Genomic DNA, 26,034 nt, shown 5'->3' with positions numbered 1-26,034 from the left:
GATCTACTTGAACGAAGCCGGCAGCAGCCGCTCGTAGCCTCGGCGCACCGCGTCGTAGCACTCGCAGGTCATGGCCTCGAGGCCCGCCCGGTCCAGGATATCCACGACGCCGCGACGATAGCGGATCAGGCCCTTGTTCTGCAGCGAGCCGGCCACCGCCGTGACCGTGGTGCGCTGGACGCCCAGCATGTCGGCCAGGAACTCCTGGGTCAGGCTGATGGTGTTGGTGTCGATACGGTCGTGGCACGACAACAGCCAGCGGCAGAAGCGCGCCTCGACCGCGTGCAGGGCATTGCAGGCCACCGACTGGATGGCGTGGCCGAACAGAGCCTCGTTGTGGCGATCGACCAGGTCGCGCAGGGCGGGACTGCGGCGCCAGGCGTCTTGCAGCGGGCCGGCGGCGATGCGCAGGGCCGAGCCCGGGGCCTGGACGATAGCGCGGCTCAGCGACTGGCGCGGCGCGACGGCGACGTTGAGGCCCAGCGCGCCCTCGCGGCCGATGGTGGCCGACTCGATGGCCGCGCCGTTCTCCATCAGCGTCATCAACGAGATGACGCAGTCATTGGGGAAATAGATCTGGTCGATCAGGTCGCCCGGCTCATGCAGCAGGCGGCCCTTGTCCAGATCGACCGTGGACAGATGAGGGGCGAGCAGGGCCCGGTCTTCGGCCGGCAATGCGGAGAGCAGACGGTTCTTCAAGGTCGCTAACGGCCCAGTCATGCGGAATCGAACGCCGTCTCACGGCAAGGGTTGCAAGCTATAGGTGGGGGCGTTGCTGGGCGCCGTCGTTTAGCCGACACAATCCAGGCAGGATGGTCGCAAAAACAGAAGAGTCCACGAAACAGTCTGTTTTTCGCCATCATTTGGCATTTTGAATGTCTGTCGGGTTCCCGACATAATTACTCAGTCAAACGCGAGTGCGACTTGCATTCATCTGCGTTTGGCAAAGAAAAAGCCGCTTCCGGAGAAGCGGCTTCAAGGCATGCTCGATGTTCGGAAGGGCATGGGAGGCCTTCCTTGCGGTCGGGGAACCGCAAGGAAGAGCCATTGGCGCAAGCGGCGGTTCCCGCGCCCCAGATCGCCAAGCCGGACCCCGGGGACGGAGGGGCTCTGGAGATCTGGTCCCACGCGTGCGAGCCCCCGTCAGCTACCCTGAGGGCGAAGGCTCGTACGCCATGGGCTGTTGGGATCGCACCGCCGAGCGATCCCGCCGTTCGAAATCACTTTGGCTTGGCGAAGGCCGAGGACATCCAGCCCCGGGCGCCGTTCTCGTCGTCGACTTCCATCCAGACGCCGTTGCGTTGGCCGGTCGGATAGACCGTGCCGCCGGCCTTGACCTTGCCGACGATCGAGCCGGTGGGCGAGGCGGCCCCACGCAGGGCGATCTCCTGGGTGGTGGCCAGCAGGTTCGGCGCGGCGCTGGCCGCCGGCGCCGAGGTGGTCATGGTGGCCGAGACCTGGGTGACGGCGGCCGCGCCGCACTTGCCCTGGTAGAGGCCGCCCATGATGGCGCGTCGCTGTTGGGCGACCTGGATGTTCTGGGCTTCGCGCTGGGCCTTGGCGGCCGCGGCGGCCTTGGCCTGCGAGGCGGCGGCGTTGGCGAACATGCCCAGGCCCGGCACCCGGCTGAGGGCCCCGCTGTAGAGCGCGGCGTTGACGCCCAGGCTGGCGGCCGTCTCGGCCCCGCGCGCGCCGGCCTCGGCGCTGGCGATGGCGTTGTTGGAGACGCCCATCATCTGGTCCATGCGGACCATCTCGGCATTGATCTGGTCGCAGCTCATGGTCGCGTCGGCCGGGTAGCTGAGCTGCAGCTGGGCGTGGGCGGAGGTGGCGGCGAGGGCGAGGCCCGCGGCTGCGAAGATGGCGATAGTCTTGGTCATGATGGCTCCCCAGGACGGAAGCCGTCTTTGCCTCGCTTCCCGCGAGGCCCCGGTCCGTCAGTACGAGAACGACGGTATCCGGGGCTCGCGGGGCGGGCCTATCCCCAGGACTGGGGGTGGCTTTCCAGTCCTAGAAGCCCATCAGGCGGGCGTAGCGGTCGCGGTGGAAACTGGCGCCGCCGAACAGGGCCTCGGTGACGCGGGCGCGCTTCATGAACAGGCCCGCGTCGTGGGCGTCGGTCATGCCGATGCCGCCATGCATCTGGACCATCTCGTTGGAGGCGAGGTGGACGAGGTCGCTGGCCTTGGCCTTGGCGAGCGAGGCCAGGGCGCGGGTGTCGCCGCCGACGTCGAAGGCTTCCAACGCAGCCTCGACGCACGAGCGGGTGGTCTCGATGTCGGTGAACCACTTGGCGGCGCGGTGCTGCAGGGCCTGGAAGGTGCCGATGACCTGGCCGAACTGGGTGCGGGTCTTGATGTAGTCCAGCGTGATGTCGAAGGCCGCCGAGGCGCTGCCCAGCATCTCGGCCGCGAGGCCCGCATAGGCGCGGTCCAGCACCGGCTCCAGCACCGCCCAGCCCTTGTCGACCTCGCCCAGCACCGCGTCGGCCCCGACCTCGACGCCGTCGAAGGCGATCTGGGCCGCGCCGCGCGAGTCGATCAGCGACAGATGAGTGCGGGTGACGCCAGGTGCGTCGCCGGCGACCAGGAACAGGGTCAGGCCCTCCGTCCCTGAACCGCTTGTGCGGGCCGCGACGATCAGCAGGTCGGCGGCCTCGCCGTCCAGCACCAGGGTCTTGGTCCCGTTCAGGACGTAGCCGCTCGCGCCCTTGGTGGCGGTCAGGGCGGTCTTGGCCGGGTTGTGGTGCGAGCCTTCGTCGATGGCCAGGGTGGCGACGGCTTCGCCGGTGGCGATCTTGGGCAGCCAGGCCGACTTCTGTGCGTCCGAGCCGCCCAGCTGCAGGGCCGAGGCGCCGATCATGGCGGTGGAGAGGAGCGGGGAGGCGGCCAGGGTGCGGCCGGTTTCTTCCAGGATCAGGCCCAGGCCCAGATAGCCGAAGGCCGAGCCATCATAGTCTTCCGGCACCACGACGCCCGCCCAGCCCATCTGGCCCATCTCGGCCCAGGCGGCGGGATCGAAGCTCTGCTTGGACTTGCCGTCGCGCAGCTTGCGCAGGGCGCCGACGGGGGCGCTTTCGCTGGCCCAGCCCTTGGCGGCGTCGCGCAGCATCGTCTGTTCTTCGGTCAGGACGGCCATCAGGCGTGCTCCCTGGATTGATGACGGACGGCCCAGTCGAGGGCCTGTTCCAGACGGTCGTTGCCCCAGAAGAGCTCGCCGTCGGCGGTGAGGAAACTGGGCGCGCCGAACAGGCCGCGCTCCTTGGCCATGCGGACATGGTCCTTCAGCAGGGCCTTGATCGGATCGGACTGGGCGGCGGCCAGGACGTGCTCGGGACCCGCGCCGACCTCGGCGATCAGCGGGGCCAGGACCTCGGGATTGCCGATGTCCTGGTCGTCCACGAAGTTGGCCTGGTAGACGGCGCGGCTGAACTGCGGCGTCCAGCCGTCCTCCAGCCCGACCAGCGCCACGCGGGCGGCCAGCAGGCTGTTGCGCGGGAACTGGCTGGGGTGATGCAGCGGCAGGCCCTGCTGGTCACAGACCCGCTCCAGGTCCCGCCACATATATTCGCCTTTCACGGGGAAGGCGTTGAAAGGACTGTCGTTCAGCCCCTGCTGCTCATGGAACAGCGGACCGACGATGAACGGTCGCCAGGCCACGGCCACCCCCTTGTCGGCGGCCAGTCGCTCGATGCGCATGGCCGTCGGGTAGGAGTAGGTCGAGGCGAACTCGTACCAGAACTCGATCATCTGACTACTGATGGTCCAGCAGCCCGAGGACGCGCTTGGCGACGACGTTGAGGTTCACCTCGCTGGTGCCGCCCTCGATCGAGTTGCCCTTGGCGCGCAGCATGGCGCGCGGGGCGGCCAGTTCGGCGGCGCTGAAGCCTTCGCCTTCCCAGCCCAGGCCTTGCAGGCCCAGCGCCTCGACCAGCAGCTCGGTGCGCTCCTGGTTCATCTTGGCGGCGGCGTACTTGATGATCGAGACGGCGGCGCTGGGGCCTGAACCCTGCTTGGACTCGGCCTCGGCGCGGCGCACGGTCAGCATGAAGGCGTGGGCGTCCATCGAGTGGGCCGCCAAGCGGGCGCGGAAGTCGCCGTCGGCGATGCGGCCTTCGCTGTCGACGCCGATCTCCTTCTTGGCCGCCTCGACGGGACCCAGGCCGCCACCGCCGCCAAAGCCCGAGGCGCTGATGTTCTGGCGCTCGTACTGGAGGAGCCGCTTGGCGATGTCCCAGCCGCCATTGACCTTGCCGACCAGCTGTTCCTTGGGGACCTGCACATTGTCGAAGAAGGTCTCGCAGAAGGGCGAGGAGCCGCTGATCAGCTTGATCGGACGGGCCTCGACGCCGGGCGAGGTCATGTCGAACAGCACGAACGAGATACCCTCGTGCTTCTTGGTGGTGTCGGTGCGCACCAGGCAGAAGATCCAGTCGGCCTGGTCGGCATAGCTGGTCCAGACCTTCTGGCCATTGATCAGCCAGTGGTCGCCCTTGTCCTCGCACTTGGTCTGCAAGGCCGCGAGGTCGGAGCCGGCGCCCGGCTCGCTATAGCCCTGGCACCAGCGGATCTCGCCCTTCACGATCTGCGGCAGGAAGCGCTGCTTCTGTTCCTCGGTGGCGTATTCCAGCAGAACCGGGCCCAGCATCCAGATGCCGAAGCTCATCAGCGCGGGGCGGGCCTTCAGGCGGCGCAGCTCCTGCTCCAGCACCTTGTTCTGGGCCTTGGAGAGGCCGCCGCCGCCGTATTCCTTGGGCCACATCGGGGCGGTCCAGCCCTTCTGCGCCATGCGGTCCAGCCACAGCTTGGCGTCCGGGTTCTTCCAGACCATCCGGCGGCCGCCCCACGGGGCCTCGTCCTCGCTGCTCATCGGCGCGTTCAGGGACGGCGGATAATTGGCCTCGAGCCAGGCGCGGGTCTCGGCGCGGAAGGCGTCGAGCTCGGTTCCCCCGAAATCGGCCATCGTCTCATCTCCCTAAGCGGACGGTTATTGGCCGACACACTACGCCGCCGAGCGCCGGCGGCAAGCCGATTCAAACAGTCGTTCGTATCTTGGCCAAAGAACCCCGACAGTGACCGTGTCACGGTTTGCGCGCTATAGGAGGGCTCGCTGTTGGATCCCGCAGGGGATTCGTCACTTCGGGATCTGGATGTCCTCGACAGTTTTCAGGCCCGCGGCCCTGGCGATCGCCCCGACCCTGGCGGCGATCCTGACGGCGTCGGCCGGCGTCATGCTGCTGGCCTCGGGGGCCACGCCGTCGGATCCGGCGCGCTTCCTGCTGCTGCTGGCCTTCGCGCCGGACCTGCTGATCGAGATCAGCCACTTCTTCTCGTCGATTCTGGGCCTTGTTCTGCTGTTGCTGGCGTTCGGCCTGCGCGCGCGGCTGGGCGCGGCCTGGTGGGCGGCGCTGATCGTGCTGGCCGCCTCGGCGGTGCTGGCGATCTTCAAGGGCCTGAACTGGGAAGAGACGGCGATGCTGTCGGTCTGCTGGCTGAGCATCCTGCCGTTCCACGACGCCTTCCCGCGCAAGGCCGCCCTGACCAAGATGGAGATCACGCCCGGCTGGCTGTTGTCGGCCGCCGCCGCCATCATCGGGGCCAGCCTGCTGGGCTGGTGGTCGTTCAACCACACCGAATTCGCCGACAAGTCCTGGATCCGGGTGCTGCAGGACCATGACGAGGCCGCCCGGGCCATCCGCTCGTCGGTGGCCGCCGCCATCGTGCTGCTGGCCGTCGGCGTCTGGCGCCTGATCGCCACCGCCGCCACGCCCGCCGTGGTCGACGACACCGATCCGGACTTCGACCGCGTCCGCGCCATCCTGGCCAAGGCCCAGGACGCCGAGCCCAGCGCCAACCTGGCCTTGCTGGGCGACAAGCGCTTCCTGTTCTCGGCCTCGGGCGAGAGCTTCCTGATGTTCGGCGTGCGGGGCCGGTCCTGGATCGCCCTGGGCGCGCCGATCGGCAAGGACGAGGAGCGCATGGAGCTCTTCTGGCGCTTCCGCGAGCTGGCCGACGCCCACGCCGCGCGCGCGGGCTTCTATGGCCTGGGCCCCGAGGATCTGCCCGACAGCGTCGATCTGGGTCTGGCCATCCAGAAGACCGGCGAGAGCGCCGCCGTGCCGCTGGAAGCCTTCAGCCTGGTCGGCCGCCGCCGCGAGGTCCTGCGCCGCAACTGGCGCAAGGCCGGGGAGGGCGGAGCCGCCTTCGAGGTGCTGCCGGTCGGCGCTGCGCTCGGCATCATGGACGAGCTGAGGGGCATCTCCGACGCCTGGCTGTCCCACCACGCGGGCGGCGAGAAGAGCTTCTCGATGGGCGGGTTCGATCCGCGCTACGTGGCCGAGTTCCCGGTCGCGGTGGTGCGCGGCGAGGACGATAAGATCGTCGCCTTCGCCACCCTGTGGCTGACGGCGTGCAAGACCTCGTTCTCGATGGACCTGATGCGCTATTCCGACGAAGCGCCCAAGAACGTCATGGACTACCTGTTCGTCGAGCTCCTGCAGTGGGGCAAGGAAGAGGGCTATCAGGCGTTCGAGTTCGGCATGGCCCCATTGGCCGGCCTGGAGGATCGCCCCCTGGCGCCGATCATGTCGCGCGTCGGCCGGCTGCTCTACGAGCGCGGCGAGGAAATCTACAATTTCCAGGGCGTGCGCCGGTACAAGGACAAGTACGACCCCGTCTGGCAGCCGCGCTACATTGCCGCGCCCCACAAGTGGGCGATCCCTTTCCTGCTCGCCGACATCGGTCTGCTGTCCTCGGGCGGCATGTCGGGGCTGACCAAACGGCCCAAGAAGGTCGCCAACTAGGGGGTGCGACTCCTGCGACCTAGTAGCGCTGCTGGTTGCCGGTCTGCACCCCCAGCAGGTTGAACAGATGCACCAGCATCAGCATCAGCCCGACCACGCAGACCATCATCAGCGGGCGCCACGGAATCATGCGCGGACCCTTGAGGACATTGATCGGGCGCGCGCCTCGCCACCCGCAAATGAGTGCAAGCGCAAGGAACACAACCGCGGCGGAAATAGTTAATGGTAGGTCCATGGCTGCTTCTAGGCCTGCGACAATCCGCCTGGCAAATGGTTAACCCGCGTTAACCCTCTTGCGTTTTAACCACGCTACAGAACCTTGGGACTCCGTTCCGATTCCTCCACAATGAATCGTCTGGCCACTACATCTGGCGTTTTGGTCGCGTTTACACCCCAGGAATCGGTGACTAGCGTTTTCCTCAGATGCGAGGAGATCGATTCGCAATGACTGCGGCGTCGCCATGGAGCGTTAAGGGGATCGACCCCAAGGCACGAGAGGTCGCTAAAGACCTCGCGCGTCGCTCCGGCATGACTCTCGGCGAGTGGCTCAATCGCATGATCATCGAAGGCGATGGTCAGGCGCCGGAGCCGTTCGGCGAGAAGGAAGAGGCGCCCAACCGCGCCTATCTCGAAATCGTGAAAGACGATGCGCCGCCGCGTATCGAGATCGCCGAACACCCGGCGGACGAGGTCGGCCGCGTGGCCGTGGCCCTGGACCGCCTGACCAAGCGCATAGAGGCCGCCGAGGGCCGCAACGCCGCCGCCATCACCGGCATCGACCATTCCGTCCGCGACGCGCTTTCGCGTCTGGGACAGTCCGAACGTGAACAGATCGCCGTCGCCGCCCGCTTCGAGGGCGCCGTGGACGAGCTGAAGACCGAGCAGGCCCGCGCCGCCGAACGCGCCCGTCGTATCGAGAGCGAAGCCGCCGGCCCGCGCTCGGCCGAGGCGCTTCGTGCGCTGGAAGGCGCCTTGGGCAAGGTCGCCGGCCATCTGTATGACGGCGAGGCCCGCACCCGCGAGGCGATCGCCGCCCTGGAAGCGCGCGTCAACGAACAGACCGCCGCCGCGCCGCAGGATCCGACCGCCCTGGTCGACGCCGTCGTGGCCCGTCTTTCCGAACGTCTGGAAGCCGCCGAGACCCGCACCAGCGAGGCCCTGCGCGACATGAGCTCGTCGTTCTCGGCCCTGGACCAGCGCATGGGCGCGGTCGAAGGCGCCAACCCGGTCGCCGGCGTGCAGGAGCGCCTGGACAGCCTGGCCGTCAGCCTGACCCAGAAGATGGAAGCCGCGCGCCTGGAAATGGCCGCCAAGCTGAAGGAATCCGCCGACGGCCGCTTCGACCGCATGGAGCGCAAGCTGGGCGAGATGGCCGCGCACGTGCAGGCCGCCGAGCAGCGCTCGGCCCAGGCCATCGAGCGCATGGGCCGCGAAGTGGTCGGCGTCGCCGACGCCTTCAACCGCCGCGTCCAGGCCGCCGAGCAGCGCAACGCCACCGCCATCGAGCAGGTCGGCGGTGAGGTGGCCCGTATCGCCGCCACCGTCGAGCACAAGCTGAACCGCAACGACAGCGTCCAGGCCCAGGCTCTCGAGAAGCTGGGCAGCGAGATCGCCCGCATCACCGAGAAGCTGGCCGAGCGCATCGGCAGCGCCGAGCGCCGCAACGCCCTGGCCATCGACGATGTCGGCGAACAGGTGGCCCGCGTCACCGATCGCCTGAACCAGCGCCAGGAACGTTCCAGCCAGGAGCTGGTCGACCGCATCCGCCAGAGCGAGGAGCGCACGCTCCGCATGCTGGAAGAGGCGCGCGACAAGATCGACACCCGCCTGCACGACGCCGCCCGCAAGCTGGAAGCCCCGGCGCCCGCTCCGGCCCCGACGCCGGCCCGCGCCGCGCCGGCCCCGGCGGTCTCGCCGTTCGAGGACCCGTATTTCGGCCAATCGGCGTCGTTCAGCCAATCTCCTTCCTACAATCAGGCGGCCTCGTTCAGCCACGCCGACGATGACCAGGACGTGTTCGACGCCCCGGCCGCCCCGTCGCACGCCCCGAATTTTGAGATCGCCGAGTTCCCGGCCCACGAACCGGAAGAGCGCACCTTCGCGCACGACGATTACGCGATGGCCGACGGCTTCGAGCCGGAGGAAGAGCCGCACTACGAAGTCGAGCCGGACACGTCCGACTTCGCCCCGGCCCAGCCGGCCAAGCCGATGTCGACCCGCGACATCATCGAGCAGGCCCGCGCCGCCGCGCGCGCCGCCGCCGCCTCGGACGCCAAGACGATCGGCAAGGCCAAGCCCGAAAAGAAGGGCAAGGCGCCGAAAGCCCCCAAGGCTGAGAAGGCCGCGTCCTCGTCGCTGTTCAGCGGCTTCGGCTTCGCCAAGAAGTCCAAGAGCCGCCTGGGCGCGACCGTCGCCACCGCCGTCATGGTGTTCGGCGGCGCCGGCGCCCTGGGCGCCATGGTCGGCGGCTTCCTGCTGCTCAGCGCCGACGGCAGCGGCGCCACCCCGACCCGGGTCGCCGAGGCCATCGCCGGCCGCAAGGCCGACGTCGAGGTCACCCGTCCGGAAGCCGACACCACGCCGGGCGCGCCGCGCGCCGCCGTGGCCCTGGCCACCGGCGCGACGCCGGTCCCGGCCGAAGGCGCCGCTCCGGTCGCCACCGACAACGCCAAGGCCCTGTTCGAGGACGGCGTGCGCAAGATCGAGACCGGCGACCGCACGGGCCTCGACACCCTGCGCAAGGCGGCCAACGGCGGCTACCCGGCCGCCCAGTTCTACCTTTCGAAGATGTACGAGGGCGGCAAGGGCGGCCTGAAGCAGGACATGCCGGAAGCCCGTCGCTGGAGCGAACGCGCCGCGGCCGGCGGCGACCCGCGCGCCATGCACAACCTGGCGCTCTACTATTTCAAGGGCGAGGGCGGTCCGCGCAACTCGACCACGGCCGCCACCTGGTTCCGCAAGGCCGCCGACACCGGCCTGGTCGACAGCCAGTTCAACCTGGCCCAGCTCTATGAGAGCGGCCTGGGCGTCAACACCAACCCGGCCGAAGCCTACAAGTGGTACGTGATCGCCGGTCGTTCGGGCGACGCCACGGCCCGCAGCCGCGCCAACGCCTTGCGCGCCCAGCTGACGGCCGAGGCCCAGCAGACCGCCGACCGCTCGGCCCTGGCCTTCCGTCCGCAAACCCAGACCCAGACGGCCAGCCTGACGGCGTCGGCCCCGGCCGCCAACGCCGGCCTGGGCACCGCCCAGCGGGTGCTGTCGCAGCTGGGCTATTATCAAGGTCCGCGTGACGGCGTCGCTTCGCCCGCCCTGCGCATGGCCATCGCCGCCTACCAGCGCGACCAGGGCCTGCCGGCCTCGGGCGCCATGGACGGCGAGACCCTGAACCGCCTGTCGGTCTACGCGCGGTAAGCACGCGTTGACGCAACCGCGCCCGACCGGCAATCAGGGATATCCCTGACGCCGGAAGGCCGCGCGAGCTTTGCACTTCTACCTTCCCATCGCCGAGGTGTCGGTGAACGCGCTGCTGCTGGTGGTGCTGGGCGGGCTCGTGGGCTTCATCTCCGGCATGTTCGGCATCGGCGGCGGCTTCCTGATGACGCCGGTGCTGGTGTTCATGGGCATCCCGCCGGTCGTCGCCGTGGCCAGCGAGGCCAACCACGTCGCCGCCTCGTCGGTCTCCAGCGTCATCGCCTACAGCAAGAAGCGCTCGGTCGATTTCCGCATGGGCGGGGTGCTGGCCTGCGGCGGGGCGATCGGCTCGTTCATCGGGGTCGAGGTGTTCCGCTGGCTGCGCCTGATCGGCCAGGCCGACTTCGCCGTGTCGCTGTCCTATCTGCTGTTCCTGGGCGTGATCGGCGGCCTGATGCTGACCGAGTCGGTCGGCACGATCCTGCGCCGCCGCAGCGGCCAGCCGCCCAAGCCGCGTCGCGATCGCCGGCCCGCGCTGCTGTACGCCCTGCCGTTCAAGGTCCGCTTCCCGCGCTCGCGGCTCTATATCAGCGTCATCCCGCCGATCCTGCTGGGCGTGTTTGTCGGCATCCTGTCGGCGGTGATGGGCGTCGGCGGCGGCTTCATCCTGGTGCCGGCCATGATCTATCTGCTGCGGATGCCCGCGCCGGTGGTCGTCGGCACCAGCCTGTTCCAGATCGTCATCACCACCTCGCTGACCAGCGTGCTGCAGGCCGGCCGCAACCAGACGGTGGACATCGTGCTGGCGACCCTGCTGCTGATCGGCGGGGTGATCGGCGCGCAGCTGGGCGCGCGGGCTTCCGGCCGTTTCCGCGCCGAGGAGCTGCGGGCGCTGCTGGCCCTGCTGGTGCTGGTCGTGGGCCTGCGCATGGGCGCGGATCTGTTCATCAAGCCCACCGAGGCCTTCGTCATCATGACAGGGACGGCGCGATGATCCCGCCCCCTGCAATCCCATTGGTCGAAGCCCCTCCGGCGCCGGCGGTTTCCGCCGCCCTGACCGACACCGAGATCCGCGTCAGCTCCGGCTTCCGGGGCGCGCGGATCGTGCTCTACGGCGCGGTCTTCGATCCCAAGGACCGGCCCAGCGACATCGTCGTCATCGTGCGCGGTCCCGACACGCCGCTGCGCATCGCCCGCAAGACCCAGGTCGCCGGCCTGTGGCTGAACAGCCGTCCCGTGGTGTTCCGAGGCGCGCCGGGTTTCTACCGCGTGGCCTCGACCCGCAAGCTGCAGGACGTCGCCGGCTTCGCGCCCTTGCGCCACCTGGGGGCGGGGCTGGAGCACCTGGCCATCGCCGCGCCGCTGGAGCAGCGGGTCGAGACCACCTACGGCGTCCGCGACGTGGTGGTCAGCCGCCTGGGCGCCGACTATCTCGACTGGCGCCGCGCCGTGCTGCGCCTGAAGGAGAAGGCCGGCCTCTACGCCGCCGATCCGCAAGGCGTCCGTTTCGTGGACAAGGGCCTGTTCCGCGCCCAACTGGACCTGCCCGCCGAGGCCCCGATCGGCCAGTACTCGGCCCGCATCGTCCTGTTCCAGGACGGCAAGCCGGTGTCGATCCGCGACCGCGCCTTCGTGGTCGAGAAGGCCGGCGCGGAGCGGGCGCTCTACGTCTTCGCCAAAGATCGTCCGTGGACCTATGGGCTCGTGTCGGTAATAGTCGCGCTCGGGGCAGGGTGGGCGGCTTCGGTCGCCTTCCGAAGGAGTTGAGTCATGAATGAATCCGCGGGCGGGCGGATGCCGGTTCCTCCGGCGGTATGGGTCTTTGGTCTATCGACCCTCATTCCCTTTTTCATCTCGTCGGTGCTGTTCTGCTATGGCCCCGACGCCATTCAGAAGCCGGCCCTGGTCGCGCTGCTGGCCTATTCGGCCGCGATGGTCTCGTACTTCGGCGGCGTACGCACGGGGCTGGAGATCGAGAACCCCAGTCCGCGCTGGTCGGTCCTGGGCATCTCGCTGCTGTTCCCGCTGGCCGGTTTCGGTCTGCTGCTGGGCGAGCTGAAGTTCGAGGCCGCCTGGCAGCTGTCGGGCTTCCTGCTGGTGTTCCTGCTGCAATGGGTCTGGGACGTGACGGATCACGACGGCCCCAGCTGGCGGCCACGGATGCGGACGTTGATGACGGCCGGCGCGGCGATCTCGCTGGCGTTCGCCCTGGAGCAGGCGCTGCATATGTAGCGGCGGCCTAGTCCGGCCGCAGCGATTTCCGTCCCACCGCGTGGACGCGGCTCGGCCCTAGCGCCCCCGCCAGCAGCGGGCCGGCGAACAGGTTCGAGAACGCCTCGTCCAGGATATTGAGCCCGCCGGTGAACGCGCCGAACGCTGGCAGCACCAGCCGCTGGCCGTCGGTGACAAAGCAGCGGCGGCGCGTCGTGGCGCGGCCGCTGGCGACCTTGGCGGCGGGGTGCAGGTGACCGGCGACTTCGCCTAGTTGGACGCCGGCGACGGGCTCGTGGCGCAGGGTGAGGCCGGCGATCGCCGCCTCGTCGATGATCTCGCCGGGCAGGACCTTGGGGCCGTCGGCGTCGTGGTTGCCGACCGCCCAAACCAGCTCGCGGCCCAGGGCCAGGCCTTCCAGGCGCTTGTAGTCGTCGGCCGCCAGGCGCGACTCGCCGCCGCCGTCGTGGAAGCTGTCGCCGAGGAAGATCAGCCGCGCTGGCGACAGCAGGGCCAGCTCACGGTCCAGGCGGTCCAGGGTCTCGCGCGTGTCGTAGGGCGGCAGCATCTGGCCAAAGCGCGCGGCGTAGCTGCTGCCTTTCTCGAAGTGCAGGTCGGCGACCACCAGGGTGCGCTCGCGCTCCAGCCACATCGCGCCGGACCAGCGCAGCATGACCTCGACATTGGCTAGGGCGACCCGCAGGCCGCCGCAGGTTGAAGCTTCGAAACGCGTCACGACATGGCCTCGGCGATCAGGTCTTCCTCCGCCTCGGCCAGGATCGCCTCGCCGGCCGCGTCGCCCGGGGCGCGTTCGCGGCCGATCTCCAGCATGATCGGCACGGCGAACGGCGAGACGCGGTCTAGCCGGACGTGGCGGATGCGGCCCTGAACGCGGGTCAGCATGTCGCCCAGCCGGGCGATGTCCAGCAGGCCGGTGGCCGCGTCGTGGCGGGCGCAGCGCAGCATCAGGTGGTCGGGTTGGTGTTTGCGCAGCACGTCGTAGATCAGGTCGGTGGAGAAGGTCACTTGCCGCCCGGACTTCTCGGCGCCGGGGTGGCGGCGCTCGATCAGCCCGGCGATCAGGGCGCAGTGCTTGAAGGCCCGCTTCATCATGAAGCTCTCGTCGAGCCAGGCCTCCAGGTCGTCGCCCAGCATGTCCTGGGCGAACAGTTCGTCGAGATCGAGGCCATCCATCGGCCGCAGCGACCAGATGTTCAGCGCGTAGTCGTTGCAGACGAAGCCCAGCGGTCCGACGCCCAGGCGGTCCAGTCGGCGGGTCAGCAGCATGGCCAGGGTGGTGTGGGCCAGGCGCCCGTCGAACGGATAGCAGACCAGGTGGAAGCGCTTGCCGCGCTGGAAGGTCTCCAGCAGCATCTCGCCGTCGCCCGGGATCGCCGAGCGGACCTTCTGCCAGGAGAGCCACTCCTGGACGTCCGGGGGCAGGGCGGTCCATTCGCGCTCGTCGTGCATCATCTGGCGCACGCGGCTGGCCAGATAGGTCGAGAGCGGGAACTTCGAGCCACCCCAGCTCGGCATCTTCGGATCGTCGTTCGGCGCGGGCGAGACGAAGGCGTCGGCGCCGACCAGGCTGTTGTAGCGCCAGACCTGGCCGGCGAAGACGAAGGTGTCGCCGGGCGTCAGCTGTTCGAAATAGCCTTCTTCCGCCTCGCCGATCTTGCGGCCGCCCATGGGCCTTTTGCCGCCGCCGATGCGGATGTTGATCATGCCGGGCGAGACGATGACCCCGACGTTCATCCGGTGCTGCTGCCTGGCCTGGGCGTTGCGGGCGGTCCACAGGCCTTCGGGCGTCTGCACGATGCGGCGGAACTTGTCGTAGGTGCGCAGCGCGTAGCCGCCGGTGGAGACGAAATCGACGACGGTCTCGAAGTCCTCCCACGACAGCTCGGCATAGGGGCCTGACGAGCGGACCTCGTCATAGAGATCGGTCAGCTTGAAGAGCTCCGAGCACGCGCAGCCCATGATGTGCTGGGCCAGGACGTCCAGCGCGCCGACCCGGGGCGGGTCGCCGTCCAGGTGGTTCTCCAGGATGGCGTCGGCGGCGGCGCGGCATTCCAGCATCTCGAAGCGGCTGGCGGGCACGAAGAGGGCGCGGCTGGGCTCGTCCAGGCGATGGTTGGCGCGACCGATCCGCTGAACCATCCGCGAGGCCCCCTTGGGCGCGGCCAGCTGGATGACCAGATCGACGTCGCCCCAGTCGATGCCCATGTCCAGCGTCGAGGTGCAGACCACGGCCCGCAGCGCGCCGCGCGTCATGGCCGCCTCGACCTTGCGGCGCTGCTCGGCCGACAGGCTGCCATGGTGCAAGGCGATCGGCAGGTCGTCCTCGTTCAGCTCCCACAGGCGCTGGAACGCGAACTCGGCCTGGAAGCGGGTGTTGACGAAGATCAGCGCGGTCTGGGACGACTTGATGATCTCATAGACCTCGGCCATGGCGTGCTCGGCCGTGTGGCCGGCCCAGGGGACGCGGCCGCCGGAGACCAGGACCTCGACGACCGGCTGCGCGCCGCCGGAGCCGAGGACGAGGTCGATGTCGGGCTCAGGGATCCTCCCCTCTTGGGGGAGGTGTCGCGGAGCGACGGAGGGGGCAGCACCGCCGTCGCCGAGCTGGCCCCCTCCGGCCCTCTGGGCCACCTCCCCCGGAGGGGGAGGATCTTTGTTCACGCCCAGCCACTTGCGCACCAGGTCCGGGTCGTCGACCGTCGCCGACAGCCCCACCCGCCGCATCGACGGCGCGAACTGCTGCAGGCGCGCCAGGTCCAGAGCCAGCAGGTCGCCGCGCTTGGACGGCCAGATCGCGTGGGCCTCGTCGATGATCACGCAGCGCAGGTCGGCGAAGTACTCCCGCGCGCCTTCCCAGGCGCAGAACAGCGCCAGCTGCTCGGGCGTCGTCAGCAGGATGTCCGGCGGCTTCACGCGCTGGCGCGCCTTGCGGGCCTCGCCGGTGTCGCCGGTACGGCTCTCGGCGACGATCTTCAGGCCCATCTCGCGGATGGGAGTGAGCAGGTTGCGCTCGACATCGACGGCCAGGGCCTTCAGCGGCGAGATGTAGAGGGTGTGGACGCCGGCGGGCGTATTGCGCGGCGGACGCTCGGACAGCTCGATCAGGCTGGGCAGGAAGCCGGCCAGGGTCTTGCCGCCGCCGGTGGGGGCGATCAGCAGGGCGCCGCGCCCTTGGCGGGCCTTGTCCAGCATGGCCAGCTGGTGTTCGCGCGGGCTCCAGCCGCGGGCGGCGAACCAGTCCTGGAAACGTTGGGGGAGGGCATCGCCTGCGAGCATTGACCGCGATATAGCATGTTCCCCTTCTGTTTCATCCGTCTTTTGAACCCGTATCGGGCGAGTCCGGTTGCACGGGGCCGAGCGGACGGTTGTCTGCCTTGACGCCCTCGCGGTCGATGCGACGATCCGGGGACGGTGGGGACGTGATGCGGACCAGAGTGCTGCCCGTGGTGTTGGCCTTGGCGCTGTCATTTGGCGGCGCGGCCTCGGCGCGGCCCGACGCTGGCCAGGCCAGGGCGACCTTCGCGGCCACCTTGAAGGGCGCCCAGGGCGGCGACCCCACGCGCTACGTCGATCTGGCCAAGCTGTATCTGGACGGCGAGGGCGTCGAGCGCGACGTGCCCCAGGCCCTGGCATGGCTGCGCAAGGGCGTGGCCGGCGGCGACACCGACGCCATGGTCGAACTGGGCAATGTCTATTTCGACGGCGCGGACGGGGTGAAGATCGACCGCCGCACGGCCATGAAGCTCTACACGCAAGCCGCCCGGCTGGGCGATCCCAACGGCATGTACAATCTGGGCGTCGCCTATGAGGGTGGCGAGGGGCTTCCCGAGAACCCGCGCCTGGCGTTGTCCTGGTACCTGAAGGCCGCCGCCGCCGGCTCCTCGCGCGGCTATTATAGCGCGGGCGAGGCCTATCTGGACGGCTCCGGGACGCGGGTCGACACGGCCAAGGGCGTGGCGCTGCTGCGCAAGGCGATCGAGATGGGCTCGCCCGACGCCATGAACGAGATGGGCCGGCTGCATTCGGAAGGGACGGGCGTGCGCCTGGACCATGACGAGGCCCTGAAATTCTACAGCGCCGCCGCCGCCAACGACCTGCCAGCGGGGATGTCGAACCTGGGCGTCGTGCACCACAACGGCGAGGGCGTGCCGGTCAACTACACCCAGGCCATGCACTGGTTCCAGCTGGCCGCCGATCGCGGCTATCTGGAGGCCTGGTACGATCTGGGCGTCATGTGCGAGCGCGGCCAGGGCATCAAGGCCGACGACGACCTGGCTTTGCGCATGTACCGCAAGGCGGCCGAGAGCAAGGACGCCGACCTGCGCCAGAAGGCCCAGAAGGCGATCGCCCGACTGGAAGGCTTCGACGATGACGAGGTCCCGGTCGTCTGAAGCATCTGTTCTTATTCTGTTTCAAGGCGGTTTCTGCTAACGGAGTCGCGTGACCGCTTTCCCGCCGACTCTGGATCTCGCCCCCGCGCTCGTCGTGCTGCCGGGGCCGCGCGCGGCCGTGGCCGATGGGGCGGGCGAGGGGCGGATGCTGCGGCCGCCGGACGCCCGCGATCTGTTCGAACACGGCCCGGTACTGGTGGCCCACGCGGCCATGACCGCCCGCCGCCTGAACCTGTCGCCGCCCTCGCGCCATCCGCGCCTGTTCGACGTGCTGGAGCTCTACGCCTTCGTCCGGCCGGCGACCTTCTGCGCCCCCTCGGCCGTGGGCCTGGCCATGGCGCTGGGCCTGCGCGAGCCGCACGGCGCGGCCGAACAGGCCCAGACCCTGCGCGAGGCCGCCGACGCCCTGCTGCGCGATCTGATGGTGGCCCCGGTCCCTTCGCGCGAAGAGGCCCTGGCCGTGGCCGAGACCCTGGCCAAGGCCGGCTGGTCCTGGGGCCCGGCCGTGATCGGCGCGCTGCGCTCGGTGCAGGCCGGCAACCACTTCCGAGGCTCGGGCCTCGACGTCTGGGCGCGCATGGTCGAGTGGGAAGACCAGGCCCCGCCCGGCGAGCCCGGCTCGCGGCCGATCGATCCCGAACGGGCGGCCGAACGGCTGACCCAGCTCTTGCAGCGCTCCGGGCTGGAGGAGGTGCGCGAGGCGCAGGTAACCTTCGCCAAGGAGGCCACGTTCGCCTTCCAGCCGCGCGAGCGCGAGGGCGAGCCGCACATGATGTTGGCCGAGGCCGGCACCGGCGTCGGCAAGACCCTGGGCTATCTGGCCCCGGCCTCGCTGTGGGCCGAAGCCAACGGCCCGTCGGTCTGGGTCAGCACCTATACTCGCGCTCTCCAGCGCCAGATCGAGCGCGAGAGCCGGTCGATCTATCCCGACCCCAAGGAGCGGGCCAGGAAGGCCGTCGTCCGCAAGGGGCGTGAGAACTATCTCTGCCTGCTGAACTTCCAGGAGCAGATCAACGGCGCCCAGCTGGGCAATGGCGACCTGATCGGCCTGGCCTTGACCGCCCGCTGGACCCGCGCCAGCCGCGACGGCGACATGACCGGCGGCGACTTCCCGGCCTGGCTGCCGACGCTTTCCGCTGTTCCACCTTCGGCCCAGGCCAGCCCGTCGAACCTCGTCGATCGGCGCGGCGAGTGCATCCACGCCGGCTGCCAGCACTATCGCATCTGCTTCATCGAGAAGGCCGTGCGGGCGTCCAAGCGCGCCGACATCGTCATCGCCAACCACGCCCTGGTCCTCACGCAAGCCGCCTTCGACGGCGCCCGGACGGCGCGGGGGCTGAAGGGCGACAATGAGACGACGAGCCTGAAGCGCATCGTCTTCGACGAAGGCCACCACCTGTTCGAGGCCGCCGACAGCGCGTTCTCCGCTGCCCTGTCCGGCGCCGAGGCGGCCGAACTGCGCCGCTGGATCCGAGGTCCCGAAGGCCGTGGCCGTCGTGGTCGAGGCCTTGAGGCGCGGCTGCTCGACATTCTCGGCGATCGCGAGGGCGCGCGGGGCGCGATGAACCAGGTGCTCCAGGCCGCCGCCGCCTTGCCGGGCGAGGGCTGGTCGGGCCGGGTCGCGCCGCCGGACGGGCAGATCAATCCGATCGGGCCGATCGAGAACTTCCTGGTCGCGGTGATCGAGCAGCTGCGCGCCCGCACCAGCGAGCGCGGCGGAGCGGACCTTGGCCTGCAATGCGACGCGAGGCCCGCCACCGACCTCGTCCGCGAACGCGCGCCGGAGGCCGCCAAGGCCCTGGCCGCCATCGAAGCGCCGCTGCTGGCCCTGGCCCGCGCCCTGGAAGACGTGCTGGACGAGGACGCCGAGCACCTGGGCGCGTCCGAACGCGCCCGGATCGAGGGCGCGCTGCGGGGCCTGGACCGTCGCGCCCGCATGACCCTGCCGGCCTGGCGCTCGATCCTGAAGGCGATCGAGGACGACGACGTCGAGCCGACCGAGAGCGATCCGGATTTCGTCGACTGGTTCGAGGCCACGTTCCTGTACGGCCGCGTGGTCGACGCCGCCTGCCGCCGCCACTGGGTGGACCCGACCGAGCCGCTGCGCGCGGCGGTGCTGTCGCCCGCCCACGGGGTGCTGGTGACCAGCGCCACCCTGGTCGATCCGGCCCTGGAGGACCCATTCGCCCTGGCCGAGATGCGCACCGGCGCCGCCCGCCTGCCGTCCGCGCCCAAGGTGCTGCGGCTGGTCTCGCCGTTCGACTACGAGCACCACGCCAAGGCCTATGTGGTCACCGACGTGAACAAGGAAGACCCGCGCCAGGTCTCGGCGGCCATGCGCGAGCTGTTCCTGGCCGCCGGGGGCGGGGGCCTTGGCCTGTTCACCGCCATCCGCCGGCTGAAGGCCGTACATGAGCGTATCGCCGCGCCGCTCGCGGACAACGGCCTGGCCCTCTACGCCCAGCACGTCGATCCGCTGGAGGTGGGCGCGCTGGTCGACATCTTCCGGGCCGAGGAGGACGCGTGCCTGCTGGGCACCGACGCGATCCGCGACGGGGTGGACGTGCCGGGCAGGTCCCTGCGCCTGCTGGTCTTCGATCGTGTGCCGTGGCCGCGTCCGGACGTGCTGCACAAGGCTCGCCGCCTGCGCTTCGGCGGCAAGGGCTATGATGACGCCGTGGCCCGCGCCCGCATCAGCCAGGCCTTCGGCCGACTGATCCGCCGCGCCGACGACCGGGGCGTGTTCGTGATGCTGGACGCCGCCGCGCCGACGCGATTGTTCTCCAGCCTGCCCGAGGGCGTGACGCTGGAGCGGGTCACCCTGGTCGAGGCGATCGAGGCCACGAAGGCCTTCCTGGCCAAGACGACCGATTGATAACGCGGGCCTGACTCAAAGCCGTCGAATTTCTGCAATCGAGCGGGCCTAGAAGCCGTCCTCGGGGATAGGCAGTAGGAGCGTACCCGATGATGACCCGCAGCGCCGACCCCGCGATCGACGAAACCGCCGCCCCCTCGCGTTCGCGCTCGGCGCGGGCCCTGGTCCAGGCTGTGCGCTGGCGCACGGGCCTCAGCCAAGCCGACTTCGCCCGCATCTTCCACATCGACCTGATGCTGCTGGAAGACCTGGAGCATGGCGACGCCCGCCCCGACGCGGCCCTGACCGCCTATCTGCGGGTGATCGACCACGCGCCGGACGTGGTGCGGGAAGCGTTGGCCCAAGCACGACCCTAGCGTCTATTCACGGGTCCTCGTCGTAGCTGCTCCAGGCAAGGAGCAGACGCATGCGGCGATGGATCGTGACGGCGGGGATTTTGTGGGCCTTCAGCGGCCCCGCCCAGGCCGTCGAACTGTCGCCCAAGGCCCAGACCGCCCTGGCCAGGGGAGAGGCCTATGCCGAGGTCGCGCCCGATCCCGACGGCATTTCCGGACGCGTGCGGGCGGTGGTCGACATCGCCGCGCCGCCGGAGAAGGTCTGGGCGATCATGACCGACTGCGCCACGGCGGGCAGGATGATCACCAACCTGGCCAGCTGCCGCATCGTCTCCGGCGACCAGCGCAAGGGTTGGGACATCCGCGAGCACGTCACCCGGCGCACCTTCGTGTTTCCGGGCATGAGGATCGTGTTCCGCTCCGACTACGAGCCGGTCAGCCGCATACGCTTCCACCTGGTGGAGGGCGACCTGAAGGTCGAGCAGGGCGAGTGGCGCCTGCAGCCGCTGGACGGCGGGCGCGGCACGCGGGTGTTCTACGACAACCGCCTGGCGGTCGACTGGCCTGTGCCCAAGGGCATGATGCGCGAGGCGCTGCGCAAGGACACGCCGAAGGTCCTGATGAACCTCCGGCGCGCCTGCGAGTAGGCTTTAAGCCACGTCGATATATTTGATCAGCGTCGCCATGTTGGCGATGAACGCGCCGGTCGAGATGCCGATCTTCGGGTGCGGATCGGGATAGGGCGAGGTGTCGTACTTGTCGCCGACCTTGGTCTCCGAGAAGTCGCCCGGCGTCGGCTCGGCCGGAGGCTCGCCGGCATAGGGCTGGCTGGTCGAGGTCAGGGGCGTGGGCCACCAGCCTTCGCCGTTCAGCTCCATGGTCAGCTTGGTGACCTTCTCGGCGTCGGCCGACACGGCCTTGGGGGCCGAGCTGGACAGGTCGCCGCCAACCGACAGGTCCTCGACCGAGATGTCCTTGACCATGAAGTACTTGGGCAGCGGGCGCTGGCCCTTCAGCGGCGAGTGCTTGCTGGCCTCTTCCGGCGGGGTGGCCTTCAGCTTCTCGTAGCGGGCGCGCAGGCCTTTGACGTCCACGTTCCGGAACGACGAGTAGTGGGTGACCGTGTTGTGCGGGTTCTCGTCGGTGAAGTAGCGGCCGCTGACCACGTTCGAGCCCGTGCGGTGCACGTACAGCGGACGGCCGTTGCCGATCTGGATGAAGGTCGGATAGCGCGGCTTGCCCGGCATGACGTCGTCGGGCAGGCGCACCGAGTCCAGCCAGTCCAGGGCTTCCGGCACGCGGGCGATGTATTTCGGATCGCCGGTCAGCTGGTAGAAGGTCAGCATCTGCGACAGGCAGCTGGCCGTGGCGTGGGTGGCGAAGGCCTTGGGCTCATAGGTGCGGGCGCCGGCCGGCTTCAGGTCGGCCACGGTGTGCTGCAGGCCCCAGGCCGGCTGCGGCGCCGGCTGCTGGCAGGCGACATAGCAGTCCATGGCGCGGCGGATCGGCTCCAGGACGGTTTTGTCGCCCAGGGCCTGGTAGACCATGATCAGGAACTCGATGTTCTCGCCGACCACGTCGTCGTTGAAGGTGATGAAGCTGGTATAGTCCGGGTTGCCGTGATGGTGGAACTCGTCCTTCAACGGATAGCGCTGCGGCCAGCCGCCGACCGGATACTGGCTCTCCAGCACGAACTTCAGGGCCTTCTCGAAGGCGGCCTTGTACTTGGGATCCTTCTTCTCGACGTACATGCGCAGCATGAACTTGCAGCACTCGGCGGTGCCTTCGTCGTCGAAGGTGCAGTTGCCGTAGTAGTGCTGGAATTCCTCGAGGCGCCAGCCGTTCTTGCCGATGGTGTCGTACCACTTCTTCAGCGAGGCCTCGCCGGCGAAGTCGCCGATATAGTTCCAGCCGCCGGCCGGGTTCTGGATGGCGATCAGGGCGTCGGCGGCCTTGCAGGCGGCGTCGTAGTAATACTCGTCCTTGGTGGCGTGGTAGGCGTCCAGGAACAGGTGGCCGACCGTGCCGGTGCCGGGCGGCTGCACCCAGATCATCGTCGGGAAGGCTTCCATCTCGCCCCAGCGGCGCGACAGGTCGGCCGAGTAGGACCAGACATAGCCGCCCTTGTAGGCGGCCTTCTCGACCATGAACTTGGCGGCCTTCTTCATCGTGCCCAGCGCGTCGGCCTTGGTCGGCGCGGCCAGGGCCTTCAGCGGCAGGCCGGCGGCGGCGAAGGCGGCGGCCGTGGTGGCCATCAGGCGGCGGCGGGAAATGGGGCTGAGCGGCATGCGGGACTCCGGGTGAGGCGGAGCCGTCAGACGTCGGGAAGCCGCTAGGGCTTTAAGCGTTCCTCCCGGCCGTGAACGGCCCCGTCGTCTGCTGCGACGGTTGGCAACACCTTGCTACCGGTGTCATAGATTTGGCTACCCACTTTTTGCGACGGGTTCCCTCATTATGGGATTGCTGCGTCAGCGCGCCGCACATGCGGGCAAGTCTCTGTATGCAAAGGATTTCAAGCGTCGCTTCGTCCCCATAATGGGGGGTGCGACAGGGCGACACGTTGCCTGTGGACCCTCGTTCGGCGAAACAACGCCCATCAGTTTTGAGGCGACGCCGCCGCGCTGGTTCTAGCGCCGCCGACGCCGTCCTGTTGGGGAACAGGACAACACCCCCGGACCTCGCGGTCCGGGGGTGTTTTCATTTGCGCGCTATGCTTGCGATTTAACATTCTGTGACAATCGGGCGCACGCCAAACCTTGGTTAACGAACGGTGTGCGTCCAGCGGTCGCATGGTCGTGTCGTTTAGGTCCTGTAAACGTTTGCGGCATGGGGAACCGAAACGACCATCTGAGCGAAGCGGAGCGTCTCGAGCGTCAAGCCGAGATCGCCGACAACGCCCACGCCCGCGCGGCGCTGCTGCGCATGGCCCAGGCCTCGCGCGGCGCGGCGGCCCTGCTGGGCATGTTCGAGGCTTCTTACGAGGACAGCCGCCAGTCGCTCACGCGCTGAGGCAGACCTCGACACAGCGCTTCGCCAGCTCTTCCGTCGCATCCAGGAACGGCACCGACAGGTCGGCCGCGTCCAGCACCAACGGCACTTCCGTACAGCCCGCCACCACGCCCTGCGCGCCCTTGCCGACCAGGCGGTGGGCCAGGGCGGCCATGGTCTCGCGCGAGGCCGGGCCGACATCGCCCTGCTTGATGCGATAGAGCAGGGCCATGAACTCGACCTGCTCGTGGTCGTCCAGCATCACCACCTCCAGCCCCATGTGCGAGAAGCGGTCGCGATAGAGGCTGAGCGCCAGGCTGGTGCCCAGCACGCCGACGACGCTGGCGCCCTTGGCCTGGGCGGCTAGACCCGCCGTCTCCAGCATGTCGACCAGCGGCAGACCCGACGCGCGGACCTCCTCGGCATAGGCATGGGCGGTGTTGCAGGCGATGGCCAGGACCTGGGCCCCGCCATCGCGCAAGCCCGTCGCCATCGCCGCCAGCACCGGACCGGGATCCGAGCTGGCGAGGTTGCGGTCCGGCACCTTCGGATTGATGTCGACCAGCACCCGCAGATGATCCTGCTCGCGCTTGACCGGGGTGGCGGCCTGGAGCTTCGCCAGGAAGTCCAGGGTCGCCGCCGGACCCATGCCGCCGAGGACGCCGAGGATCTTGCTCATGAGGTAAATCCTTCGATCAAGGCTGCGCCCCCTCCGTCACGTCGCCTATCGGCGCCGCGCCACCTCCCCCGCAAGCGGGGCAGGAGGAGCAGCTTCTCCTCACCCGCAAAGCGGGGGAGGTGGATCGATGCGGATACGCATCGAGACGGAGGGGGCGCTCAATCACGCTGTCAGCCTAGCGACGGCTCCAACACCGACTGATAGCCGAACAGGCCCTGGGCGCCGCCGGTGTGCAGGAACACGACCCGCTCGCCCTTGAACGCGCCCTTCTTGGCCTGGTCGATCAGGCCCTTCAGCGCCTTGCCCGAATAGACCGGGTCGAACAGTAGGCCCTCGGTGCGGGCGGCCAGGGCCAGGGCGTCGATCACGCCCTGGTCCACCAGGCCATAGCCCTCGCCGACATAGTCGCAGTCGGCCACGACCATGTCGCGGGTCACGCGGCCGGCCGCGCCGATCTTCTCGGCGGTGGCGACGGCCAGGTTGAAGACGTTCTCTTCCTGCTTGGCCTTGGGCGCGCGGACGCCGAAGCCAAGGATGGGGATATCCAGCGACAGAGCCGCGAAGCCCGCCACCAGACCCGCGTGGGTGCCGGCGCTGCCGGTGGCGGTGACGAAGCGGTCGAATTTCAGGTCCATCTGGTCGGCCTGGACCACGAACTCGCGGGCGCAGTCGACATAGCCCAGGGCGCCGACCGTGTTCGAGCCGCCGCCGGGGATGACATAGGGCTTGCCGCCGCGCTGGCGGACGCTGTCGGCGGTGGCTTCCAGCTCGGCGACCATGTCGGTGCCGCCCGGCACGTAGCGGATCGCCGCGCCCATCAGCTTGTCGAGCAGGACGTTGCCGTTGCCCATGTAGTCGCTGGCCTTGGAGCCAGTGCGCTCTTCCAGGATCACCTCGGTCTTCAGGCCGAAGCGGGCACCGGCGGCGATGGTCTGGCGCACGTGGTTGGACTGCACCGCGCCCTGGGTCACCAGGGTGTCGGCGCCTTGTTCCAGGGCTTCACCGAGCAGGAATTCCAGCTTGCGGGTCTTGTTGCCGCCGCCGGCCAGGCCCGTGCAGTCGTCGCGCTTGACCCAAAGGTCGATACCGAGCTCGGCGCCCAGGCGGGGCAGGGGCTCCAGCGGCGTGGGCAGGTGGGCGAAGCGGGCGCGGGGGAAGCGGGCGAGGTGCATGACGCGTGTTCCTGAGGGGACTCGCCGCCTCTGTTAGCACGACCGGCGCGGGAAGCTATGGCGGCGCTTAGATGGGCGACACGACGGTGCTATGATCGCGCGCCATAAGCGGCCGGCCATCGAGACCGGCCCGATGGGAGGAAGACACATGCGAGCAATCCCTCTCGCCGCCCTCTGCGCCACGGCCATGCTGGCCGTCGCCGGAGCCGCCGGCGCTTCGAACATGGTGATCGGCGGCGGCTCGGCCCAGGAATGTTCCGACGCGGCCGAAAAGGGTCGCACCGACAACCGCGCCGTCCTGGCCTGCACCACGGCGCTGGAGGTCGAGACCCTGAACTTCCGCGACCGGGCCCGCACCCTGGTGAACCGGGGCGTGCTGCAGATGCGCCAGCGGCAGTTCGGCGCCGCCCGCGCCGACTTCGACCAGGCGTCCAACATCGATCCCAACCTGGGCGAGGCCTATGTGAACCGCGGTGCGACCTTCGTCGGCGAGGAGCGCTATCGTGAAGGCGTCGAGCAGATCGACAAGGGCCTGGGCATGGGCGTGAAGGCGCCGGAGAAGGCATTCTTCAATCGCGGCCTGGCCAATGAGGGCCTCGGCGACCTGACCGCCGCCTACAAGGACTATTCGCGGGCGGCCGAGCTGAAGCCCGACTGGCCGGCGCCGAAGACCGAACTCGCGCGTTTCACGGTCAAGCGGCCCTGACGCGTCCGGCGCGTCGTCGGCCGCCTCCGTATCCGGGAGTAGGTTCGATGACGCGCATGTTTCTCTTGTTGACGGCCGGCCTGGCGACCCTGGGCGGCGCGGCCTATTCCGAGCTCGCCTGGGGGCAGACCGCGCTGCAGGATCGCTTCATGACCGAACACGCCCTGCAGGACGCCCGGCGCGCGCAGTCGGCCAGCCAGACCGAGATGTCCAACGCCCAGACCCGGGCCGACACGGCCATCCGGCTGCGCGGCCTGGAGGCGCAGCGCGCCGAGCCGAGCCTGCGGCCGGCGCCGACGGACGCGCTGCCCCCGGGCAACTCCGACCTCACCGCGTCGTCGCTGCAGCTTGAGCGCTTGACGCAGGCGGCGCTGGACGAGAGCAATGCGCGCATGCGGGCCATCCGGCCGGCCAGCGAACCCAAGCAGCAGCGCTAAAGA

General features: G+C 69.2%; 23 protein-coding genes and 1 pseudogene. 12 read left to right on the top strand and 12 right to left on the bottom strand.

Features of this window, described 5'->3' with window-relative positions; all coding sequences use genetic code 11:
• Positions 1-3: 3 nt before the first annotated feature.
• The 5 genes from AC07YH_RS17680 to AC07YH_RS17660 all read right to left on the bottom strand — a co-directional run bounded on the left by AC07YH_RS17680 (position 4) and on the right by AC07YH_RS17660 (position 4,962).
• The gene (locus AC07YH_RS17680; RefSeq protein ID WP_494748267.1) at positions 4-720 is read right to left on the bottom strand and encodes a Crp/Fnr family transcriptional regulator; all 717 of its coding nucleotides are present in this window, start codon (positions 718-720) and stop codon (positions 4-6) included.
• Between the two features lie 500 nt (positions 721-1,220).
• Positions 1,221-1,880, bottom strand: coding sequence for an SH3 domain-containing protein (locus tag AC07YH_RS17675; RefSeq protein ID WP_494748266.1), 660 nt, complete (start codon positions 1,878-1,880; stop codon positions 1,221-1,223).
• Between the two features lie 130 nt (positions 1,881-2,010).
• Positions 2,011-3,138, bottom strand: a complete 1,128-nt coding sequence (locus AC07YH_RS17670; RefSeq protein ID WP_494748265.1) for an acyl-CoA dehydrogenase family protein — start codon at positions 3,136-3,138, stop codon at positions 2,011-2,013.
• Entirely contained in the window at positions 3,138-3,749 is a 612-nt protein-coding gene (locus tag AC07YH_RS17665) for a 2-hydroxychromene-2-carboxylate isomerase (RefSeq protein ID WP_494748264.1), read from the bottom strand. The genes AC07YH_RS17670 and AC07YH_RS17665 overlap by 1 nt, the downstream gene beginning before the upstream one ends.
• Before the next feature lie 4 nt (positions 3,750-3,753).
• Positions 3,754-4,962, bottom strand: a complete 1,209-nt coding sequence (locus AC07YH_RS17660; RefSeq protein ID WP_494748263.1) for an acyl-CoA dehydrogenase family protein — start codon at positions 4,960-4,962, stop codon at positions 3,754-3,756.
• A 187-nt stretch (positions 4,963-5,149) separates the two neighbouring features.
• Here AC07YH_RS17660 and AC07YH_RS17655 point away from each other — a divergent pair, with 187 nt between their 5' ends.
• Positions 5,150-6,802 (top strand): phosphatidylglycerol lysyltransferase domain-containing protein, encoded by a 1,653-nt coding sequence (locus AC07YH_RS17655; protein ID WP_494748262.1) that lies wholly within the window; start codon positions 5,150-5,152, stop codon positions 6,800-6,802.
• Between the two features lie 19 nt (positions 6,803-6,821).
• On the opposite strand, the gene AC07YH_RS17650 is transcribed toward AC07YH_RS17655, so the two are convergent.
• Complete coding sequence (locus AC07YH_RS17650) at positions 6,822-7,037, bottom strand: hypothetical protein (protein ID WP_494622001.1); 216 nt, start codon at positions 7,035-7,037, stop codon at positions 6,822-6,824.
• Positions 7,038-7,246: 209 nt separating this feature from the next.
• On the opposite strand from AC07YH_RS17650, the gene AC07YH_RS17645 reads away from it, so the two are divergent.
• The 4 genes from AC07YH_RS17645 to AC07YH_RS17630 all read left to right on the top strand — a co-directional run bounded on the left by AC07YH_RS17645 (position 7,247) and on the right by AC07YH_RS17630 (position 12,448).
• Positions 7,247-10,216 carry a peptidoglycan-binding protein gene (locus AC07YH_RS17645; protein ID WP_494748261.1) on the top strand — a complete coding sequence of 990 codons (2,970 nt, stop codon included), beginning with the start codon at positions 7,247-7,249 and terminating at the stop codon, positions 10,214-10,216.
• 70 nt (positions 10,217-10,286) lie between these two features.
• Entirely contained in the window at positions 10,287-11,210 is a 924-nt protein-coding gene (locus tag AC07YH_RS17640) for a sulfite exporter TauE/SafE family protein (protein WP_494748260.1), read from the top strand.
• Entirely contained in the window at positions 11,207-11,983 is a 777-nt protein-coding gene (locus tag AC07YH_RS17635) for a TIGR02186 family protein (RefSeq protein ID WP_494748259.1), read from the top strand. The genes AC07YH_RS17640 and AC07YH_RS17635 overlap by 4 nt, the downstream gene beginning before the upstream one ends.
• A 3-nt stretch (positions 11,984-11,986) precedes the next feature.
• Positions 11,987-12,448, top strand: a complete 462-nt coding sequence (locus tag AC07YH_RS17630; protein WP_494748258.1) for a DUF3429 domain-containing protein — start codon at positions 11,987-11,989, stop codon at positions 12,446-12,448.
• 7 nt (positions 12,449-12,455) lie between these two features.
• Here AC07YH_RS17630 and pdeM read toward each other — a convergent pair whose 3' ends face one another.
• Together pdeM and AC07YH_RS17620 are read right to left on the bottom strand one after the other, a co-directional pair.
• Entirely contained in the window at positions 12,456-13,163 is a 708-nt protein-coding gene (gene pdeM / locus AC07YH_RS17625; protein WP_494748257.1) for a ligase-associated DNA damage response endonuclease PdeM, read from the bottom strand.
• A complete protein-coding gene (locus tag AC07YH_RS17620; RefSeq protein ID WP_494748256.1) occupies positions 13,160-15,724 on the bottom strand; it encodes a ligase-associated DNA damage response DEXH box helicase in 2,565 nt (854 codons plus the stop codon). The genes pdeM and AC07YH_RS17620 overlap by 4 nt, the downstream gene beginning before the upstream one ends.
• A gap of 146 nt (positions 15,725-15,870) precedes the next feature.
• Here AC07YH_RS17620 and AC07YH_RS17615 point away from each other — a divergent pair, with 146 nt between their 5' ends.
• The 4 genes from AC07YH_RS17615 (at position 15,871) to AC07YH_RS17600 (ending at position 20,696) form a co-directional block, all read left to right on the top strand.
• Positions 15,871-16,839, top strand: a complete 969-nt coding sequence (locus AC07YH_RS17615) for an SEL1-like repeat protein (RefSeq protein WP_494748301.1) — start codon at positions 15,871-15,873, stop codon at positions 16,837-16,839.
• A 49-nt stretch (positions 16,840-16,888) separates the two neighbouring features.
• Positions 16,889-19,714: an ATP-dependent DNA helicase gene (locus AC07YH_RS17610; RefSeq protein WP_494748255.1), complete on the top strand. Its 2,826-nt coding sequence runs from the start codon at positions 16,889-16,891 to the stop codon at positions 19,712-19,714.
• A gap of 89 nt (positions 19,715-19,803) precedes the next feature.
• Positions 19,804-20,070 (top strand): helix-turn-helix domain-containing protein, encoded by a 267-nt coding sequence (locus AC07YH_RS17605; protein WP_494748254.1) that lies wholly within the window; start codon positions 19,804-19,806, stop codon positions 20,068-20,070.
• Positions 20,071-20,120: 50 nt separating this feature from the next.
• Positions 20,121-20,696 carry an SRPBCC family protein gene (locus AC07YH_RS17600; RefSeq protein ID WP_494748253.1) on the top strand — a complete coding sequence of 192 codons (576 nt, stop codon included), beginning with the start codon at positions 20,121-20,123 and terminating at the stop codon, positions 20,694-20,696.
• A gap of 3 nt (positions 20,697-20,699) precedes the next feature.
• On the opposite strand, the gene AC07YH_RS17595 is transcribed toward AC07YH_RS17600, so the two are convergent.
• A complete protein-coding gene (locus AC07YH_RS17595; protein WP_494748252.1) occupies positions 20,700-22,337 on the bottom strand; it encodes a pectate lyase in 1,638 nt (545 codons plus the stop codon).
• Between the two features lie 538 nt (positions 22,338-22,875).
• On the opposite strand from AC07YH_RS17595, the gene AC07YH_RS17590 reads away from it, so the two are divergent.
• Entirely contained in the window at positions 22,876-23,058 is a 183-nt protein-coding gene (locus tag AC07YH_RS17590) for a hypothetical protein (protein WP_494748251.1), read from the top strand.
• Here AC07YH_RS17590 and cuyB read toward each other — a convergent pair.
• The 3 genes and pseudogenes from cuyB to cuyA all read right to left on the bottom strand — a co-directional run bounded on the left by cuyB (position 23,048) and on the right by cuyA (position 24,888).
• Positions 23,048-23,716 (bottom strand): cysteate racemase, encoded by a 669-nt coding sequence (gene cuyB / locus AC07YH_RS17585; RefSeq protein WP_494748250.1) that lies wholly within the window; start codon positions 23,714-23,716, stop codon positions 23,048-23,050. The two genes, AC07YH_RS17590 and cuyB, sit on opposite strands and share 11 nt — an antisense overlap.
• 45 nt (positions 23,717-23,761) lie before the next feature.
• Positions 23,762-23,882, bottom strand: a pseudogene (locus AC07YH_RS17580) (hypothetical protein).
• Positions 23,883-23,886: 4 nt separating this feature from the next.
• The gene (cuyA, locus tag AC07YH_RS17575; RefSeq protein WP_494748249.1) at positions 23,887-24,888 is read right to left on the bottom strand and encodes a D-cysteate sulfo-lyase; all 1,002 of its coding nucleotides are present in this window, start codon (positions 24,886-24,888) and stop codon (positions 23,887-23,889) included.
• Between the two features lie 148 nt (positions 24,889-25,036).
• On the opposite strand from cuyA, the gene AC07YH_RS17570 reads away from it, so the two are divergent.
• On the top strand, positions 25,037-25,594 hold the full coding sequence (locus tag AC07YH_RS17570; RefSeq protein WP_494748248.1) for a tetratricopeptide repeat protein: 558 nt from the start codon (positions 25,037-25,039) through the stop codon (positions 25,592-25,594).
• 56 nt (positions 25,595-25,650) lie between these two features.
• Entirely contained in the window at positions 25,651-26,031 is a 381-nt protein-coding gene (locus tag AC07YH_RS17565) for a hypothetical protein (RefSeq protein WP_494748247.1), read from the top strand.
• Positions 26,032-26,034 lie beyond the last annotated feature (3 nt).

The sequence above is a fragment of the Caulobacter sp. GW456-12-1-14-TSB4 genome (genome assembly GCF_059424195.1).
The sequence above is the reverse complement of the archived record's forward strand: the minus strand, read 5'-3'. Positions and strand labels throughout refer to the sequence as shown.

Bases quoted from the DNA above. Each gene is read 5' to 3' on its own strand.
- AC07YH_RS17680 (WP_494748267.1), bottom strand. From the start codon at position 720: ATGACTGGGCCGTTAGCGACCTTGAAGAACCGTCTGCTCTCCGCATTG.
- AC07YH_RS17675 (WP_494748266.1), bottom strand. From the start codon at position 1,880: ATGACCAAGACTATCGCCATCTTCGCAGCCGCGGGCCTCGCCCTCGCC.
- AC07YH_RS17670 (WP_494748265.1), bottom strand. From the start codon at position 3,138: ATGGCCGTCCTGACCGAAGAACAGACGATGCTGCGCGACGCCGCCAAG.
- AC07YH_RS17665 (WP_494748264.1), bottom strand. From the start codon at position 3,749: ATGATCGAGTTCTGGTACGAGTTCGCCTCGACCTACTCCTACCCGACG.
- AC07YH_RS17660 (WP_494748263.1), bottom strand. From the start codon at position 4,962: ATGGCCGATTTCGGGGGAACCGAGCTCGACGCCTTCCGCGCCGAGACC.
- AC07YH_RS17655 (WP_494748262.1), top strand. From the start codon at position 5,150: ATGTCCTCGACAGTTTTCAGGCCCGCGGCCCTGGCGATCGCCCCGACC.
- AC07YH_RS17650 (WP_494622001.1), bottom strand. From the start codon at position 7,037: ATGGACCTACCATTAACTATTTCCGCCGCGGTTGTGTTCCTTGCGCTT.
- AC07YH_RS17645 (WP_494748261.1), top strand. From the start codon at position 7,247: ATGACTGCGGCGTCGCCATGGAGCGTTAAGGGGATCGACCCCAAGGCA.
- AC07YH_RS17635 (WP_494748259.1), top strand. From the start codon at position 11,207: ATGATCCCGCCCCCTGCAATCCCATTGGTCGAAGCCCCTCCGGCGCCG.
- AC07YH_RS17630 (WP_494748258.1), top strand. From the start codon at position 11,987: ATGAATGAATCCGCGGGCGGGCGGATGCCGGTTCCTCCGGCGGTATGG.
- AC07YH_RS17620 (WP_494748256.1), bottom strand. From the start codon at position 15,724: ATGCTCGCAGGCGATGCCCTCCCCCAACGTTTCCAGGACTGGTTCGCC.
- AC07YH_RS17615 (WP_494748301.1), top strand. From the start codon at position 15,871: ATGCGGACCAGAGTGCTGCCCGTGGTGTTGGCCTTGGCGCTGTCATTT.
- AC07YH_RS17605 (WP_494748254.1), top strand. From the start codon at position 19,804: ATGATGACCCGCAGCGCCGACCCCGCGATCGACGAAACCGCCGCCCCC.
- AC07YH_RS17600 (WP_494748253.1), top strand. From the start codon at position 20,121: ATGCGGCGATGGATCGTGACGGCGGGGATTTTGTGGGCCTTCAGCGGC.
- AC07YH_RS17595 (WP_494748252.1), bottom strand. From the start codon at position 22,337: ATGCCGCTCAGCCCCATTTCCCGCCGCCGCCTGATGGCCACCACGGCC.
- AC07YH_RS17590 (WP_494748251.1), top strand. From the start codon at position 22,876: ATGGGGAACCGAAACGACCATCTGAGCGAAGCGGAGCGTCTCGAGCGT.
- cuyB (WP_494748250.1), bottom strand. From the start codon at position 23,716: ATGAGCAAGATCCTCGGCGTCCTCGGCGGCATGGGTCCGGCGGCGACC.
- cuyA (WP_494748249.1), bottom strand. From the start codon at position 24,888: ATGCACCTCGCCCGCTTCCCCCGCGCCCGCTTCGCCCACCTGCCCACG.
- AC07YH_RS17570 (WP_494748248.1), top strand. From the start codon at position 25,037: ATGCGAGCAATCCCTCTCGCCGCCCTCTGCGCCACGGCCATGCTGGCC.
- AC07YH_RS17565 (WP_494748247.1), top strand. From the start codon at position 25,651: ATGTTTCTCTTGTTGACGGCCGGCCTGGCGACCCTGGGCGGCGCGGCC.